Raw genomic sequence first — 16,514 nt, forward strand, 5'->3', positions numbered from 1 at the left:
CTGGCGTCAGACCAATCCTTCTAACGTCCGAGCGACACGGAGCATGGCATGACGGATGCACCCGCCCATCGGATCACGGGCAAGACCCGCATCTACGGTATTCTCGCCGATCCGATCCATCACGTGAAGACGCCGGAGGTCATGGCCGAGGTCTTTGCCCGTCACGGCGTGGACGCGGTGCTGATCCCCTTCCATGTCCAGCCCGAAGGGCTGGTGACGCTGGTGTCCGGCCTCAAGGCGATGGAGAATTTCGGCGGGTTCATTGCGACCGTGCCGCACAAGCCGGCCATGCTCGGGCTCTGCGACGGGGTAACCGAAGAAGCCCGCAACATCGGCGCTGTCAATTGCGTCCGGCGCGAGGCGGACGGCCGTATGGTGGGGACGATGCTCGACGGCATCGGCTTCGTCGTGGCGCTTAGGACGGTAACCGGCTTCGAGCCGGAGGGCAAAAGCGCCTACGTGGCCGGTGCCGGGGGTGCAGCCTGCGCGATTGCGTTTGCCCTGGCCGATGCCGGCGTCAGCCACCTCACCATCGCCAATCGCACCATCGACAAGGCCGAGGCTCTTGCTGCGCGGCTGCGGCGGGCGCATCCCGGCCTCTCGCTCTCGACCGACGCCGCTTCGGTGGCCGACCACGAACTCGTCGTCAACGGCACATCGCTCGGCATGAAGGAGACCGACGCGCCGCCCCTCGATCTTTCCAGTCTCTCTGCCAGTCAGGTCGTCGCAGACGCGATCATGGACCCGGTGATGACGCCGCTTCTGAAAGCGGCCGAGGCGTTCGGGTGCCGCATCCAGTGCGGCCTACCGATGCTGCAATGCCAGATCGAACTCATGGCAAAGCACATGGGGGCGATCGCGTAATGGCCGAGCAGGGCGCGCTTCTCGATCAACTGCGGACGATCTGCAACCCTGCGGCAGTGCTGACGGCGCCGGGCGACATCGAGCCCTATGCCGTCGACTGGAAGCGGAGCTTCGTCGGGAGCCCCTTCTGTGTCGTGCGTCCGGGCAATACCGGCGAGGTGGCGAAGGTCGTCGCCGCCTGCCGCAAGCACGGCACATCGATCGTGCCGCAGGGCGGCAACACGGGCCTTGCCGGTGGAGCGACGCCCGACGCCAGTTCGTCGCAGGTGCTGCTGTCGCTCAACCGCTTGACCAGGATCCGCAGCCTGGACCCCATCGGCATGACCGTGGAGGTCGAGGCCGGTGCGATCCTGCAGTCCGTCAAGGAGGAAGCCGCGAAAAAGGAGCGGCTGCTGCCCGTCAGTCTCGCGGCCGAGGGGTCGGCCACCATCGGCGGCATCGTTTCCACCAATGCCGGCGGCGTCAATGTGCTGCGCCATGGCATGACGCGCGCTCTCGTGCTCGGGCTCGAGGTCGTGCTTGCCGACGGCACGATCGTCAACGGCCTCCGGCACCTGCGGAAGGATAATGCGGGCTACGACTGGAAGCAGCTCTTCATCGGCGCCGAAGGAACGCTCGGCATCGTCACGGCCGCCGTCCTCCGGCTCGTGCCGGCGCCGCGCCACAGCGTCACCGCGCTGCTCTCAGTCGCAGACGTGGAGACGGCGATCGCGCTCTACGCAAAGGCCCAGAGCGAGATCGGCGATGCGCTTTCCGCCTTCGAGCTCATCTCGGGGGATTCGATTGCGCTCGTCGAGAGGCACGCCGGCCTGAAAAGTCCGATCGCCGCGGGCGAGTGGTTTCTGCTGATCGAAGCCGCGTCCAGCCTGACCGGCCTCGAGGCGGCGATGCAGGTGCTGCTTGCCGCCGCTTTCGAGGAGGAACTCGCCCTCGACGGCGTGGTAGCCGCGAGTCACCAGCAGGCGCAATCGCTGTGGGCGCTGCGTGAACACGTGACGGAGGCAGAGGCGCGGGAGGGCCGCGGCCTGAAGCACGACATCTCCGTGCCGCTCAGCGTCATGCCTGCCTATCTCGCGGACGCACGTGCCGCGGTAGCGGCCGTCTCGCGCACGGCGCGGCTCAACGTTTTCGGGCATCTCGGCGATGGCAACCTGCACTACAACGTGCTGCTGGGACCCGAGGACCATCCGGCTGCGGTCAATCGCGCGGTTCATGATGCGGTCGTTCGCCATCGCGGTTCGATCTCGGCCGAACATGGGCTCGGCCAATATCGCGTGGGCGAGTGGCAGCGCACCAAGCCGGCCGCTGAACAGGCGCTCGCCCATACCATCAAGCAGGCGATCGATCCCGCCGGTCTCTTCAATCCCGGAAAGGTGCTGGCCGCGCCGAACAAAGGAGGTGCGGCGTGAACGCTGCTGCGGAAACCTTCGACTACATCATCGTCGGCGGCGGCAATGCCGGCTGCGTACTCGCCAACCGTCTGACGGAATCGGGCCGCCACAGCGTGCTTCTGCTCGAGGCCGGCGGCGTCGGTCGTAGCCCGTGGATCGGTATCCCCGCCGGCTTCTCGAAGCTGCTGGTCGATCCGACTTACAATTGGCGCTTCAAGTCCGAACCGGAAGAGGCGACAAAGAACCGCGTCATCGCCGTGCCGCGCGGCAAGGGCCTCGGCGGCTCGACGCTGATCAACGGCATGATCTATGTGCGCGGCCAGCCCCAAGATTATGACGGCTGGGCCCAGGCAGGCTGCCGTGGCTGGAGTTTCGACGATGTCCTGCCTTTCTTTCGGCGCATCGAAGATTATGACGGCCCCGCAAACGATCTACGGGCGCATGGAGGTCTCTTGCCGCTCAGCACCGTCGCACTCCGCCCGGGAATCGGCGAGGCCTTCATCAGGGCTGCCGAAAAGGCCGGTTATGCGCGCAATCCCGACTACAACGGCGAAAGCCAGGATGGCTTCGGCTACTATCAGGTGAACCAGCGCGGCGGCCGCCGCGTCAGTGCCGCCGAAGCCTATCTGAAGCCGGCAATGAAGCGCCAGAACCTCAGCGTCCGGACCGGGGCGCATGTCCTTTCCGTCGATCTCGATGGAAAGCGGGCAGCCGGGGTCACCGCGCGTATTGGCGATGCGAATCTCCGTTTCAAGGCGAGGGCGGAGGTCATTCTTGCGGCGGGTGCGGCGCAGACGCCGCAATTGCTGGAACTTTCCGGCATCGGCAATCCGGGCATCCTGCAGAACCTCGGCGTCCAGGTGGCCCATGCCCTTCCGGGGGTCGGGGAAAACTACATCGACCACTTCTGCACCCGCATGAACTGGCGGGTAAAACAGCCGGTCACGCTGAACGAGCAGACGCGCGGGGCGAAGCTCGCAATGGCCGTTGCGCAATATGCCGCCACCCGTCGCGGTATACTTACGCTCGGTACCGGCCTCGTTCACGGTTTCGTGCGGACCCGCGAAGGGCTGGAAGGCCCGGATGTTCAGTACTTCTTCATGCATGCAAGCTATGCGAACGCCGCCGAACGGGTGCTTGACCGCATGCCCGGCATGACCATCGGCGTGACGCAATTGCGACCGCAGTCGCGTGGCGTCATTCATGCGGTCTCCCCGGATCCGTTTGTGGCCCCTTCGATCCGGCCGAACTTCCTCGCGGAGGAAGAGGACCGCCGCGTCATTGTCGAGGGCATGAAGATCGCCCGCCATATCGTCGAACAGGCGCCGATGGACGTCTTCCGCGACATGGAAATGAACCCCGGACCCAATTGCCGCACGGATGCGGACTGGCTGGATTTCGCCCGTTCCAATGGCCAGACGATCTATCATATCTGCGGCACATGCCGGATGGGATCGGACGAGAAAGCGGTGGCGGACCCGACGCTGAAGCTGCGCGGCATTGGAGGCCTCCGCATCGTAGACGCCTCGATCATGCCGACGATGGTATCCGGAAACATCCAGGCGGCTGTCTTCATGATCGCGGAAAAGGCGGCGGACATGATCCTGGCTGATGCTGCAACATAGATTAGCCCTAAAATTGAAGTGCGAGGCGTGGCCCGCTAAGGCGATGCGTTTTTCGCCTTATGTCTCGCTTGTGCGTCCATGATCGCATAATGTATCGACCGGAACCGATGCGGGTGCAGGGGCGGGTTGTGAAGATCCGAAATTTAGGGAGTGATAAGCGAACCGCTGCAATCTGCTAGCGGATGGCGACGGCGCCGCGATGAGACCCTCGTGATTTTTTCGCCGACCCACTCGGAAAGATCGGTGCAAAGCTGATCCAGCCCCACCTGGCGAGCGATCTCGATGATCTGCTGATAGGAGATCGGCCTAATCGCGGCTTGGCCGCCGCCCAGCCTGGCATCAAACAGGCCCAGTTTTGCCTTCCGGGCCGTCGGGAACCAAGAGCCACGCGACCGGGCTGCCTTGGCTGGCATTCTTTTCGATACAGCCGAGATAGCCCTTATTATTCTCCCGTTGATGCTATTTCATTCTATTCAGCTGTTGGTGCTGGCCGTCGCTTCCCAGCGCAGTGCCATACCCTATCAGGCAGGCTAGCGTTGGGCAGGTTCAGAGCATTAAGACACCTGGAGTGGACCGCTGAACTATGCGTCGGGACCCGGCTAATCGAACTGGAAGGCAGAACTCGGCTTGCAACCAAACAGCGCAGTTCATAGCGTGATGCGGAAGATCGCTCGACACACTTGGGTCTGCGGGTTTAGCGTGTCCCCCAATGCATAAAGAGGAGGGTTCTTTTGCGCTATATTCGTCCTAGTTCAATAGAAGATGCCGTTGGTCTTTTGGCGGAAGCGTCAGGCAAGGCAGCCGTTCTGGCCGGCGGAAGTGATCTGCTGGTGAGAATGAAGGGGGGCTTCATCGAACCCGAGCTCATCATCGACATCAAAGCTATAGACGCCCTGAGACACATAACTGAAAGCGAGGATGGTTTCGTCATCGGCGCTGCGGTGCCTTGCGCGGTCCTCGGCGAGAATGCAGCGCTCCGGCGGGCGTGGCCCGGCGTGGTGGAAGGCGCTAATCTCATCGGTTCCAAGCAAGTGCAGGGGCGTTGCACCATCGTCGGAAATCTCTGCAACGCATCGCCTGCGGCCGACAGCGTGCCCGCGCTGCTGGCGGCCGGTGCAAAGGCTCTGATCAGGGGGCCGGCCGGCTCCCGCACGATCGCTGTCGAAATGGTGCCGGTGGGGCCGGGCAAGACGTCGCTTGCGCCGGGCGAGATCATCGAGGCCATTCTGCTCGACAAGCGGCAGGCGCGTTCGGGCGACGCCTATCAACGGTTCACGCCACGCACCGAGATGGATATTGCGGTCGTCAGTGCCGCGGTGAAGCTCACTCTTGATGATCAGGGTGTCGTCCAATCGGCGCGCGTCGCGCTTGGCGCGGCGGCGCCGACGGTGCTTCTGGTCGAGGAAGCGGCCGAAATCCTCACTGGTTCCCGCGTCGACGACAAGACGCTTGACCGCCTGGCCGCGGCCTGTTCAGGCGCCTGTCGTCCCATAGACGACAAGCGAGGCACTGTGGAATTCCGAAGGAAAGTCGCGGGAGTGCTGGCCAAGCGGGTCGCACTGGCCGCCTATCAGCGTGCAGGACTGGAATGATGGCAGGCATAGCAGTTTCAACGAACATCAATAGCGACAACGCCGAGTTTCTCTGTCACGCCGACGAGACGCTGCTTGACGTGTTGCGTGATCGCCTGGGGCTCATGGGAGCGAAGGAAGGCTGCGGAACGGGCGACTGCGGCGCCTGCAGCATCATTCTCGACGATCGGCTGGTCTGCTCCTGTCTCGTGCTTGGGGCAGAGGCGGAAGGCCGGCGCATCGAAACCGTCGAGGGCATGGCTCAGGGTGACCAGCTTCATCCGCTGCAACAGAAGTTTCTCGAGCATGCCGCCTTGCAATGTGGCATCTGCACACCCGGCTTCCTCATTGCCGCAAAGGATCTGCTGTCGAAGAATCCGGATCCGACCGAAGAGGAAATACGCTTCGGCCTTGCCGGAAATCTCTGTCGTTGCACCGGCTACGACAAGATCGTGCGCGCCGTTCAGGACGCAGCAGGCGTCATGAGAGGAGCTTGACCATGAATTTTGATCCCAGCCACTCGAAACGCAGCTTCTCCTCCGTGGGCACTCGACCCATCCGGCCGGATGGAGTCGATAAGGTAACGGGCCGCGCGCGCTACGGCGCGGACTTCAACATGCCAGGCCAGTTGGTCGGACGGATTTTGCGCAGCCCGCACGCGCATGCCATCATTCGCAAGATCGACACGTTGAAGGCCGCGCAACTTCCTGGCGTCAAGGCGGTTTTGACGGCGGCGGACCTGCCCGACCTCACCGATGGTGACGCGGCGATGTATGACATTCTCGACAACTGCATGGCGCGCAAGAAGGCGCTCTACGACGGCCACGCCGTGGCCGCCGTGGCAGCAATCGATGCGCGAACCGCCAAGCAGGCGCTCAAGCTCATCGAAGTCGAGTATGAACTCCTGCCGCACGTTACCGATGTTGACCAGGCGTTCGCGCCGGATGCTCCGCTCATCAACGACACGATCTTCACAACAGGCGTCGATCCCAAGCCGGATCGCCCTTCGAATGTCTCAATGCGGAGCCAGTTCGGGCATGGCGACGTCGATGCCGGGATGGCAAGGGCCGATTTCGTCGTCGAACGGACATTCAAGACCGAACAGACGCACCAGGGCTATATCGAACCTCACGCCTGCGTCGCAAGTGTCAGTTCGGACGGCACAGCGGACCTATGGGTTTGCACCCAGGGTCACTTTGTCTATCGCCAGCATTGCGCACAACTGCTCGGCATGGATGCCTCCAAGCTGCGCGTGACGTCGTCGGAAATCGGCGGAGGCTTCGGCGGCAAGACCCATGTCTGGGCCGAGCCTGTCGCGCTCGCACTGTCGCGCAAGGCGGGCAGGCCGGTCAAGCTGGTGATGACGCGCGACGAAGTGTTTCGCGCCTCCGGCCCAACAAGCGCCACGTCGATCGACGTGAAGATCGGCGCATTGAAGGACGGAACGATCATCGCCGCCGATGCGACGCTGCGGCATATCGCGCGCCTTCGGCGCCGATGGCGGCGTTTGCAGTGGAAAGCGCCATCGATGAACTTGCCAAGAAGGTCGGCATGAATCCGATCGATTTCCGGATCCGGAACGCGGCACAGGAGGGAACCAAGGCATCCTACGGTCCAGTCTACGGCCCGATCGGCATCGGCCCGACACTGGAGGCCGTGAAGAACCATCCTCACATGAAGGCACCCCTTGGCAGGAACCAGGGGCGCGGCATGGCATGTGGGTTTTGGTTCAACTTCGGGGGCCAGACGTGTACCGATCTCAACATCGGGATGGATGGCACAGTATCGCTCGCGGTTGGCACGGTGGATGTGGGCGGTTCGCGCGCATCGCTGTCGCTGGTGGCCGCAGAGGAGCTCGGGATCGACTATTCGCAGGTCAGAACGGTGATCGCCGACACGTCCAGTCTCGGCTACAATGACATGACCGATGGCAGCCGAGGAACGTTCTCGTCGTCGATGGCCACCATTTCTGCTGCCCGCAACGCTATCAAGATTCTCCGAGAGCGGGCGGCACAGATGTGGGACATTCCGGTCGAGGACGTGACCTGGGAAAAGGGCCATGCCGTCGCCAAGGGCGAGACGCACGGAAACCTTCCGAAACTGTCTCTGAAGGAGATTGCCGCGGCATCGGGCACCACGGGCGGCCCGATTGCGGGGCACAGTGAGATCGTCGCCGACGGCGCCGGCGTATCCTTCGCCACGCATATCTGCGATATCGAGGTCGACCCCGAAACCGGGGCCACCAAGGTGCTGCGCTACACCGTGGTGCAGGATGCCGGCAAAGCCGTGCATCCGACCTATGTCGAAGGACAGTACCAGGGCGGCGCTGCGCAGGGCATCGGCTGGGCACTCAACGAAGAATATATCTACGGCAACGACGGCCGGCTGCAAAATGCGGGCTTCCTCGACTACCGTATCCCGGTGTGCTCGGATCTGCCTATGATAGACACGCAGATCCTGGAGATTCCGAATCCCAACCACCCCTATGGGGTCAGGGGCGTCGGGGAAACGTCCATCGTCCCTCCGCTTGCAGCGGTGGCCAATGCCGTGTCGAATGCGGTCGGCGTGCGGATGCTGCATATTCCCATGTCGCCGCCGCGGATCCTGGCAGCGCTCGAAGCGTAAGGAGGACCGATGGTAGAGGTCACGCTCTGGGGCTCTCTCGCCGCGGCAGCTGAGGGCAACAGCAAGGTCGAGATCGAGGCAAAGAATATCAGGGAACTGTTCGCGAGGTTGAGCGAACGGTTCCCTCGGCTTGAGCCGCTCATGGCACGAGGGATCGCAGTCGCAATTGACGGAACGATTTATCGGGACACCTGGTCGAAGGAACTGCCGACGGGCGCGGAAATCTATTTGCTGCCGAGGCTGGCAGGCGGTTGAAGGCGGTCGCGAGAGCGCCCGTGTAGACGCACTGTTTCGACGAGGCAATGCACATCTCACCTTGATCGTCGTGCTGCAGCAAAGACTTGGAAATCGCATTCGCCCAACGCAGTTAACCAGACCCGTCTCCCCTATAGTCAAACTGCGCGTGTGACGCATGGAATAGGGTCGGCCGCAGGTCGATTCGTACGCTGGGCAGTGGGTTCGTCGATGCTCTTCCAGGATCGTCGATTGCTCTCAGCAGTGACGGCTGCATGCGCGCTTATAGAAGTAATGACGAAACAAAATCAGGAGCAGTTCTGGCGGCTTTGACTTATCCAGTTGGTTTGACCAAACGACCGCAGGCCGCAGAAAGGTCAGATTATGTTCGACCGGGGCTTTAACCAGTCATTCCGACGAGCTGGACATTTTCGTTTCGCGGAAGGTGAACGATCCAGACAGCATCCAGTTGCTCATCAACAAAACGGGACGCACGATCGTTCCACAGCGACTTTTCGAAAGGCCGCATCCGCACTTCCTCCGATCGCACCGGGATAGTTGCTTTAAGCATTGAGTGCGGCGGTAGTTCCACAGCGGTAGGATGGGGTCGGCCGTTCGATTCCCTTCAAGGCGAAGGATCGAACCTACGAACCTCCGTCTCATGCAAGGCAGACGGTAGGTCGCTCGCGTTCCTTTCAGGTTATCTCGACGGGCGTGAATTTCAGGCTAGGGAGGTCATTTGCGTCAGCACATCGGCCATGGTGCGTGCAAGCGCGCGGGCGGCGAGGGTAGGTTGCTTGTCGGCGTAGCGGATGGTGAGGGAAGAGCCGGGAAGGGGCGGCAGGAAGCCGCCCGCCGGCGCGGATTGGACGCCGCTCCCGATGTCGCCTTCCGTGACGACCGCCACCGCGAGCCCTGCGCGCACCACGGCGAACACGCCCTGCAGGCTCGTGCACGTCACGATGCACTTCCATGGCATTCCGTTCTGCTCGAGTGCGGCGAGCGCTGCGCCACGATAGGCGCAGGGGCCGCGCACTAACGCGAGCGGGACGACGCCATCGTTCGGCGGCACCCAGTTCGGCGCGGTGATCCAGACTAGCTTTTCGATGCACAGCACGTCGCTGTCCTGCGTCGCGGGAACGTCGCGGATGACAGCGAGGTCGATGTTGCGCTGGCGCAGGTCCCGCATCAGGTCGCTCGACAGGCCACCACGGATCTCGACGCCGACGCGCGGCTTTTCCAGCATGAAGTTCTTGAGCGCCTCCGTGAGCGGGACGAAGAGGTAGTGGTCGTCCGGAACGCCCACCACCAGCGTGCCGGTCAGGAGGTCGGGCTTGAAGCTCTGCTCCATCTCCTCGATTGAGCGGATCACGCGCGTCGCGTGCTCGACTAATTCCCGCCCGTCTGAGGTCAGCATGCAGCTTCGCGTCGTCCGCTCGAACAATTGTTTGCCGAGAAGGGTTTCGAGCCGGGCGATCTTGTGGCTGACCGTTGACTGCGTGATGTTCAGTCTTTCGGCGGCCTCCGAGAAACTCTGCGTATCCGCCAGGATGAGAAAGCATTTCAGCAGCGACGTATCCATGGGAGAGGACAATATATGAAGATTATCGTTCAATCCATGGTCAAATATCGCTTCCGTCGATTAGCCTTGCGCGCCATTCTGTACCGGGTCGAGATTGTGACCGCGTTGAGGGGAGCCCGAATGATGGAACTTGACGAGGAGAATGGCGGCTGGGTGCCGCTTGATTGCGTTCTCGACGGCGGGCCGGCCGCGCGTGCCGCCATAGGCCTCATCGTGCTGGCGAACGATACCGTCATCGAGCCAGAGGTCCGGCGCTTCCTGCCGTTGCCCGGCGTCGAGGTTTATTCCAGTCGCATTCCGATGGCGCGAGAAGTGTCGCCGGAATGCCTGGCGGCCATGGCGGGCGAACTGCCGCGGGCAGTCGAACTGCTGATGCCGGAACACCGTCTCGATGTCGTGGCCTTCGGCTGCACATCCGGGTCCATGATCATCGGCCCGGAGCGGATCGCCGGCATAGTCGAGAAGGTTCGTCCGGGTGTGAAAGTGTGCAACCCCGTTTCAGCGAGCCTTGCCGCTTTCGTGACGCTCGGCGTGCGGCGGATCGGCCTCATCACCCCCTATAGCACCGAGGTCAACAAGCGCGTCGAGAGCTTCTTCGTGCGCGAGGGGCTCGATATCGCCGCTCGTGCGAGCTTCCATCAGGACAGCGACGTTTCCATCGCCCGCATTCGCGAGGAGGACATATTGCGAGCCGCAATAGATATCGGCAGGCGGGACGTGGAAGCTGTGTTCCTCTCCTGCACGGCGCTGCGCTGCTCCGGCATCATCGACGCGGTGGAAGCGACGATCGGCAAGCCGGTGGTGACGAGTAACCAGGCGCTCGCCTGGGATGCCCTTCGAAAGGCTGGCGAGACGCAATCCGTGCCTGGAGCTGGGCGCTTATGGATGCATTAGAAGCGGCTTTGCCGCCCAGATCAGGAGAACTGTCATGACGGATACCAACGAACGCCCCAAATCCACGGCGGCGATGGACGGCGAAATCGGCATCCTCGCCCGCCGTCGGATCGAGGCGGGAATCATCGCGCCGATCTATGAGGAAATGCGTAGGCAGATCGGCGAGGAAAAGGCCCGGTCCATTCTCGACACCGCAATCCGCCAGGCGGCAATCAAGGCGGGCAAGGATTTCGCGGCGAAGACGCCCGGCGGCACGACGCTGCGGACCTTCCAGGAATTGCAGGATCTCTGGACGCAGGACGACGCCCTCGTGATCGAGGTCACCAAGGCGACTGACGAGGAATTCCACTACAACGTCAAGCGCTGTCGCTACGCCGAGACCTATCGCGAGATGGGCCTCGGCCATATCGGCCATCTGTTGTCGTGCAACCGGGACGGCGTCTTCTGCGTCGGCTACGATCCGCGCATCACGCTGGAGCGCACGCAGACGGTCATGGAAGGAGCCTCGCACTGCGATTTCAAGTATCGCTTCCATGAGACCCCGCAGGAGAGCATCGAATGACGGCGGTCCTTCAAGCGACCGACGTACCGCTTCGGCTCTCGGTCGATGCCGACCGGCTGTGGGCCGACCTTCTCGCGACCGCACGCTTCGGGGCCCATGGCGAGACCGGCATGCACCGCCTTGCGCTCGGGTCAGCAGACGAAGAGGTGCGCCGCTGGTTCGAGGCGGAGTGCCGAGCGCTCGGCTGCACGGTGGAGGTCGATCGCATCGGTAACATGTTTGCGACCTTGCCCGGCTCCGAGCCGGGCCTCGCCGCCATCGCCGTCGGCAGCCATCTCGACACGCAGCCGGCCGGCGGGCGCTTCGACGGTATACTCGGCATTCTGGCGGGCGTGGAGATCCTGCGGGTGCTGAAAGCCTCGGGTCGAGCCCTGCGCCATCCCTTCACGGTCGTCAACTGGACCAACGAGGAGGGCTCCCGTTTTTCTCCCGCCATGATGGGGTCGGGCGTCTTCTGCGGTGTGCACGACATCGAGACCATCTATGCCCGGGTGGACAAGGACGGCGTGACGGTGCGCGAGGCGCTGGGAGCGATCGGCTATCGTGGCGAGTGCGCGCCCGGCCACCTGCCGATGGCGGCCTATCTGGAGCTCCACATCGAGCAGGGCCCCGTGCTGGAGGCTGATGGAAGCGCAGTCGGTATCGTCACCGGAGTGCAGGGCCTTCGCTGGCTGGACATCCGCATGAGTGGTACGGAAGCCCATGCGGGCGCCTTCCCGATGGGATTGCGCGAGGATGCACTCGTCTTTGCGGCGAAAGCCGTATTGGCGGTCGAGAAGGTTGCCTTGAAGCACCCGCCGGGCGTCGCCACCGTCGGCTATATTCACGCTGTGCCGAATTCGCGCAACGTCGTACCCGGTGAAGTCCGCCTCGAAATCGACATGCGCCATCCCGAAGAGAGCGGCCTTGCCGCAATGGAGACGGACTTGACGAACGAGATCGAGCGCCTCGCGCCGGGGGCACAGCTTTCCGTGGTCTGGCGCAAGGCGCCGGTCGTGTTTGATGCGGCGTTGCGCGAGGTAATCCGGCAGGAGGCGGAAGGGCTTTGCCTTTCGGCGCTGGAGATGGTTTCCGGCGCCGGTCACGATGCGGCCCATGTGGCAGCCAAGGCGCCGACGGCGATGATCTTCATTCCCTCGCGCGAGGGCTTGTCACATAACGAACGCGAATATTCCTCGCCGCAGCAATGTGCCAACGGCGCGGACCTGCTGCTGCGAAGCGTGCTTCGCGCCGACGAACTGTTTCATGGTTGATCTGAATGATGGCGTCCGCCCCCTAAACCAAGGCCGACCACCGATGCGCCGGTCGCTATCGGCCTCTACTCGCAGGCGATAGCCGTAAACGGCCAGCTCTTTGTCTCCGGGCAGCTGCCGATTGATCCCGTCACTGGGGCCTTCATCTCCGAAGATCCGGTCGAGCAGGCATTGGGTTAGGCCGCCATGCGATCAGCAGCATGAGGTGACCGCGCCTCTAAAGATTGGCCAACCGGACCTTAGCAGACCCATAGAGCAGCGGCAAAGCTCCGACTGCGGACAGAAGCAAGCGCTCGGCGAGGATTAAGTTCACAAGGGATTGACGCAAAGCCCGTTACAGAAGATCGCACAGTATATCGATCGGAACTGCGCTGCCGTTCGTGCCAAAGTGCTTTCTGTCGGGTTAAGCAGTGGTCAGTTGTTTTTGATCTGCTCGACGGCAGTCGCTAGCAATTCATCCATGATGCTGCGAATCTGAGTATCTGACAGGACTACTCCGGCGGTATCGAAATCGGTGCGCACCTTGCGGAACACATCATTGTCTCCGGCCTCTTCGAAGTCTGCCTGCACCACCTCCTTCGCATACGCGTCCGCATCCGTACCGGTTTTGCCTAGCTTTTCGGCGGCCCACAGGCCGAGCAACTTATTTCGACGGGCCATGGCCTTGAACTTCGTTTCCTCGTCCATCGCGAACTTCTTTTCGAAGCCTTCCTGACGATCTCTTATGCTCACGGCTTAGCCTCCAGTTCCGGTATGATTTCCGACGTGCCCGATATCCACCAGATCACGGGGTTCGCCGGAACCGAGCATGGCGCGATTGGACGATGCTCGCAAGTCCTGATCGTGTCAGTCGGTGGACGCAAGCTCGCGGCAATCCCGGTGGGCGACAGCGTAGTAGGTTCGACCCAAAGCACTTAACTCGTCAGACCGAAGAGGACCTCTTCGAGGATCTCCCAGTTTTCATCCATGGCAAAGGCTGCAGAAATGTAGGGAAGGCCGATGTGGCCGTAGCGGACCGACAGCTGCCGCTCCGAGATCTCTTCGTCGATGCCCGCGATCTGCTGAAGGTAGAGCATTGCGGCCATTCCCGTTCTATCAGCGCCGGCTTGGCAATGGATGAGTATCGGCTTGGGTGCGGTCTGCAGCAACGCGATCAGCTGCCGCGCCTGCTGCGGCGACAACCGTTTCGAAGCTGACAATCGGAAATCGAAATGCGTGATAGCGGCTCGGTCAGCGCCTTCGACCTCCTGCAGGTACCAAGTTTCCCCGCTCTCGCCCACGTCGCCGCTACCGAGCCATGGCCTGCTCACGCCGTTCAGACGCCTCGGTCAGTGGGGCATGTATCGCTGGTACCATCTCAAAGACGAGATCCTGTAACCGTGCGCGGGTCAGAACGTTTGTGCGAGCTTGCGTGCCGCCGACTGAAGCACGGGCACGTAGCGCCTGGCGTCGTCGAGCGTCATGCGTGCTTTCGGGGCGTGGCAGGCAAGCGACGCAACCACCCTTCCGTTCCTGTCGAAAACGGGAACCGCGATGGCTATCAGGCCCATCATGAACTCCTCCCGATCGGTGCTGTAGCCATCGCACAAAATCTCTGCGAACTCGGCCTCCAGCGCGTCGGCAGACATGATCGTTGCCGGCGTGAATCTTTCAAAGGTCAACGAGGCCAGCAGCTTCTGCCTTTGTTGTGCATCCATATGCGCAAGCAACAGCTTGCCGCTGGCGGTGCAGTGAAGCGGCACGCGCGAACCGGGCTCGAGATGTACTCGGAGCGGCCAGTCGGACTCGACGCGCGCCAGATATATCGCGTCGCAGCCGGAGCGCGTGACGAAATTGCATGTCTCACGCGTCACATCGACAACCTGCTTCAATATGGCGTGCCGCTGGGTTCCCACGCCCGAACCGACGATGGTCAGGCCCATTTTGAACAGGCGCGGGCCGACCGAATAGTGGCGCCTGTCAGGTTCGCGAAAGAGGAACCCTTCTTCCACCAGGCGCTGGCACAGCCTGTGAAGCGTGGCCCTCGGCATGTCTATTCTCTCCGCAAGATCGTTCAGCGTGACCGGCTTTTCGGAGAGTCCGACGACCTCGATCAGGCTGAGGCTGCGCGTAACGGCCGAACTCGGCGTCTCGATTTTATCGTCCATCCTCATTCCTTTGTCTCACTCAATGAGATTCAATATGGCGGTAATCGCTATCATATAGCACATCTTACCACAAATCTCATTCAGTAGGATCTTTCATCTCAGAAATATTGACACTTCGAACCCCTTGTCTCTTTTGTGGGACAAGGGAGGAGCCGAACGTGAACGAAGCGCAATTTGATTACATCGTGGTCGGTGCCGGCTCTTCGGGCTGCACCGTTGCCGCACGTCTCTCGGAAGACGGCAGGTTCCGTGTTGCTCTCGTCGAAGCGGGGCCGAAAGACACCAGCCCCTGGATTCACTTGCCGCTCGGTTACGGCAAGACGATGTGGGACGAGCGTATCAACTGGAAGCTTTACACCGAGCCCGATCCCAATATGAACGGCCGCCGCATCTACTGGCCGCGCGGCAAGGTTCTGGGGGGGTGCTCGGCGATTAATGGTCTGATTGCCATCCGTGGGCAGGCCGAGGACTATGACGACTGGGCGCGCTACGGTGGGGATCAGTGGAACTATCGCAACGTCTTGCCCTATTTCCGAAAGTCCGAATCCTTCGCGGGTGCCGCAAACCCCGACTTCCACGGCAAGCACGGGCCGATCGGCGTCGCTCCGATCCGCCACCGGCATCCGCTGATAGACGCATTCATCGGCTCGGCCAATCAGCTTGGCATCCCCTGCAACGATGATTTCAACGGTCCGTCGCAGGAAGGCGTGGGCTATTACAGCCTGACGACTCGCAACGGAATGCGCAGCAGCGCGGCGACGGGTTATCTCCGCCCGGCAAAACGGCGGAGCAACCTTAGGATCGTTACCGATGCGCTGGTCACGAAAGTCCGCTTCGAGGGACGCCGCGCACAGGGCATCGACTACACCAGAGATGGTCGCAAGATGAGCATGAATGCGCGGCGTGGCGTCATCCTGAGCGCGGGCGCCGTGCATACACCGCACCTGATGATGCTGTCCGGCATCGGGCCGGCCGGGCATCTCAAGGCTCACGGCATCGACGTCGTCGCGGACATGCCTGGCGTTGGCGCGAATCTGCGCGATCACCTGCAGCTGCGGCTTATCTATCGCTGCAACAGGCCCATCACCACGAACGATGATCTGAACAGTCTGACCGGCAAGGTGAAAATCGGACTGCAATGGTTGCTGACGCGAACGGGTCCCCTTGCTGTCGGCATCAATCAGGGTGGGCTCTTCGCCAGGGTCATGCCCGATGCGACGCGACCCGACGTTCAATTCCATGTCGCCACTCTTTCCGCGGACATGGCCGGAGGAAAAGTCCATCCCTTCTCCGGCTTTACCATGTCGGTCTGCCAACTTCGTCCGGAGAGCCACGGCACCATTCGGCTGGCCTCCGCGGACCCCACGATACCCCCGCTGATACATGCCAATTATCTCGACGCCGAACTCGATCGCCAAGTTGCGGTCGGCGGCATCAGGCTTGCCCGCAGCATCGCGCGCACAGGACCGCTGAGCCAGCTCGTGACCCGTGAAGAGCTGCCCGGTGAGTCCGTCGACAGCAAGGAAGGAATTCTCGATTTCGCGCGCCAGAACGGCGCGACGATCTTCCATCCGACGAGCACATGTCGAATGGGCCAGGACGACGATGAGGGCGCAGTGGTCCGCCCGGACCTGAGGGTGAGAGGGTTCGACGGCCTTTGGATCGCGGACTGTTCGGTGATGCCCACCATCGTGTCGGGAAACACCAACCTGCCGGCAATCATGATCGGAGAAAAATTGTCGAGCTCAATTCTGAACTGAATTCCA

14 protein-coding genes and 2 pseudogenes are annotated in these 16,514 nt (G+C 62.2%); 12 read left to right on the forward strand and 4 right to left on the reverse strand.

From position 1 onward, the window contains the following. Positions 1–48 precede the first annotated feature (48 nt). From JOH52_RS33930 to JOH52_RS33960, 7 genes and pseudogenes are all read left to right on the forward strand, one after another. Positions 49–864, forward strand: coding sequence for a shikimate dehydrogenase family protein (locus JOH52_RS33930; RefSeq protein ID WP_014531228.1), 816 nt, complete (start codon positions 49–51; stop codon positions 862–864). Continuing rightward, a complete protein-coding gene (locus JOH52_RS33935) occupies positions 864–2,273 on the forward strand; it encodes an FAD-binding oxidoreductase (protein ID WP_014531229.1) in 1,410 nt (469 codons plus the stop codon). Before JOH52_RS33930 ends, JOH52_RS33935 begins: the two co-directional genes overlap by 1 nt. Further along, complete coding sequence (locus JOH52_RS33940) at positions 2,270–3,880, forward strand: GMC family oxidoreductase (protein WP_014531230.1); 1,611 nt, start codon at positions 2,270–2,272, stop codon at positions 3,878–3,880. The genes JOH52_RS33935 and JOH52_RS33940 overlap by 4 nt, the downstream gene beginning before the upstream one ends. Positions 3,881–4,611: 731 nt before the next feature. Beyond that, a complete protein-coding gene (locus tag JOH52_RS33945; protein ID WP_014531232.1) occupies positions 4,612–5,472 on the forward strand; it encodes an FAD binding domain-containing protein in 861 nt (286 codons plus the stop codon). Continuing rightward, entirely contained in the window at positions 5,472–5,948 is a 477-nt protein-coding gene (locus JOH52_RS33950) for a (2Fe-2S)-binding protein (RefSeq protein WP_010968070.1), read from the forward strand. The genes JOH52_RS33945 and JOH52_RS33950 overlap by 1 nt, the downstream gene beginning before the upstream one ends. 2 nt (positions 5,949–5,950) lie before the next feature. Beyond that, a pseudogene (locus tag JOH52_RS33955) lies at positions 5,951–8,076 on the forward strand (xanthine dehydrogenase family protein molybdopterin-binding subunit). A 9-nt stretch (positions 8,077–8,085) separates the two neighbouring features. After that, positions 8,086–8,331 carry a MoaD/ThiS family protein gene (locus tag JOH52_RS33960; protein WP_010968068.1) on the forward strand — a complete coding sequence of 82 codons (246 nt, stop codon included), beginning with the start codon at positions 8,086–8,088 and terminating at the stop codon, positions 8,329–8,331. Positions 8,332–9,031: 700 nt separating this feature from the next. Here JOH52_RS33960 and JOH52_RS33965 read toward each other — a convergent pair. Then, positions 9,032–9,892: a LysR family transcriptional regulator gene (locus JOH52_RS33965; RefSeq protein ID WP_014531235.1), complete on the reverse strand. Its 861-nt coding sequence runs from the start codon at positions 9,890–9,892 to the stop codon at positions 9,032–9,034. Positions 9,893–9,907: 15 nt separating this feature from the next. On the opposite strand from JOH52_RS33965, the gene JOH52_RS33970 reads away from it, so the two are divergent. The 4 genes and pseudogenes from JOH52_RS33970 to JOH52_RS33985 all read left to right on the forward strand — a co-directional run. Continuing rightward, positions 9,908–10,786 (forward strand): maleate cis-trans isomerase family protein, encoded by an 879-nt coding sequence (locus tag JOH52_RS33970; protein ID WP_014531236.1) that lies wholly within the window; start codon positions 9,908–9,910, stop codon positions 10,784–10,786. A 34-nt stretch (positions 10,787–10,820) separates the two neighbouring features. Beyond that, on the forward strand, positions 10,821–11,348 hold the full coding sequence (locus tag JOH52_RS33975; RefSeq protein ID WP_014531237.1) for an L-2-amino-thiazoline-4-carboxylic acid hydrolase: 528 nt from the start codon (positions 10,821–10,823) through the stop codon (positions 11,346–11,348). Further along, the gene (locus JOH52_RS33980) at positions 11,345–12,601 is read left to right on the forward strand and encodes a M20 family metallo-hydrolase (protein WP_014531238.1); all 1,257 of its coding nucleotides are present in this window, start codon (positions 11,345–11,347) and stop codon (positions 12,599–12,601) included. Before JOH52_RS33975 ends, JOH52_RS33980 begins: the two co-directional genes overlap by 4 nt. Before the next feature lie 57 nt (positions 12,602–12,658). Next, positions 12,659–12,772 (forward strand): annotated as a pseudogene (locus JOH52_RS33985) (Rid family hydrolase); the annotation flags it as partial. Positions 12,773–13,015: 243 nt separating this feature from the next. Here JOH52_RS33985 and JOH52_RS33990 read toward each other — a convergent pair. The 3 genes from JOH52_RS33990 to JOH52_RS34000 form a co-directional block, all read right to left on the reverse strand. Further along, positions 13,016–13,333, reverse strand: a complete 318-nt coding sequence (locus JOH52_RS33990; RefSeq protein ID WP_014531239.1) for a DUF1476 domain-containing protein — start codon at positions 13,331–13,333, stop codon at positions 13,016–13,018. Between the two features lie 182 nt (positions 13,334–13,515). Further along, a complete protein-coding gene (locus tag JOH52_RS33995) occupies positions 13,516–13,911 on the reverse strand; it encodes a tyrosine-protein phosphatase (RefSeq protein ID WP_014531241.1) in 396 nt (131 codons plus the stop codon). Positions 13,912–13,989: 78 nt separating this feature from the next. Beyond that, positions 13,990–14,748, reverse strand: a complete 759-nt coding sequence (locus JOH52_RS34000; RefSeq protein ID WP_014531242.1) for an IclR family transcriptional regulator — start codon at positions 14,746–14,748, stop codon at positions 13,990–13,992. A gap of 158 nt (positions 14,749–14,906) precedes the next feature. Here JOH52_RS34000 and JOH52_RS34005 point away from each other — a divergent pair, with 158 nt between their 5' ends. Further along, complete coding sequence (locus JOH52_RS34005) at positions 14,907–16,508, forward strand: GMC family oxidoreductase (RefSeq protein ID WP_014531243.1); 1,602 nt, start codon at positions 14,907–14,909, stop codon at positions 16,506–16,508. Positions 16,509–16,514: the final 6 nt, after the last annotated feature.

The organism is Sinorhizobium meliloti, from assembly GCF_017876815.1.
Taxonomy (GTDB): domain Bacteria; phylum Pseudomonadota; class Alphaproteobacteria; order Rhizobiales; family Rhizobiaceae; genus Sinorhizobium; species Sinorhizobium meliloti.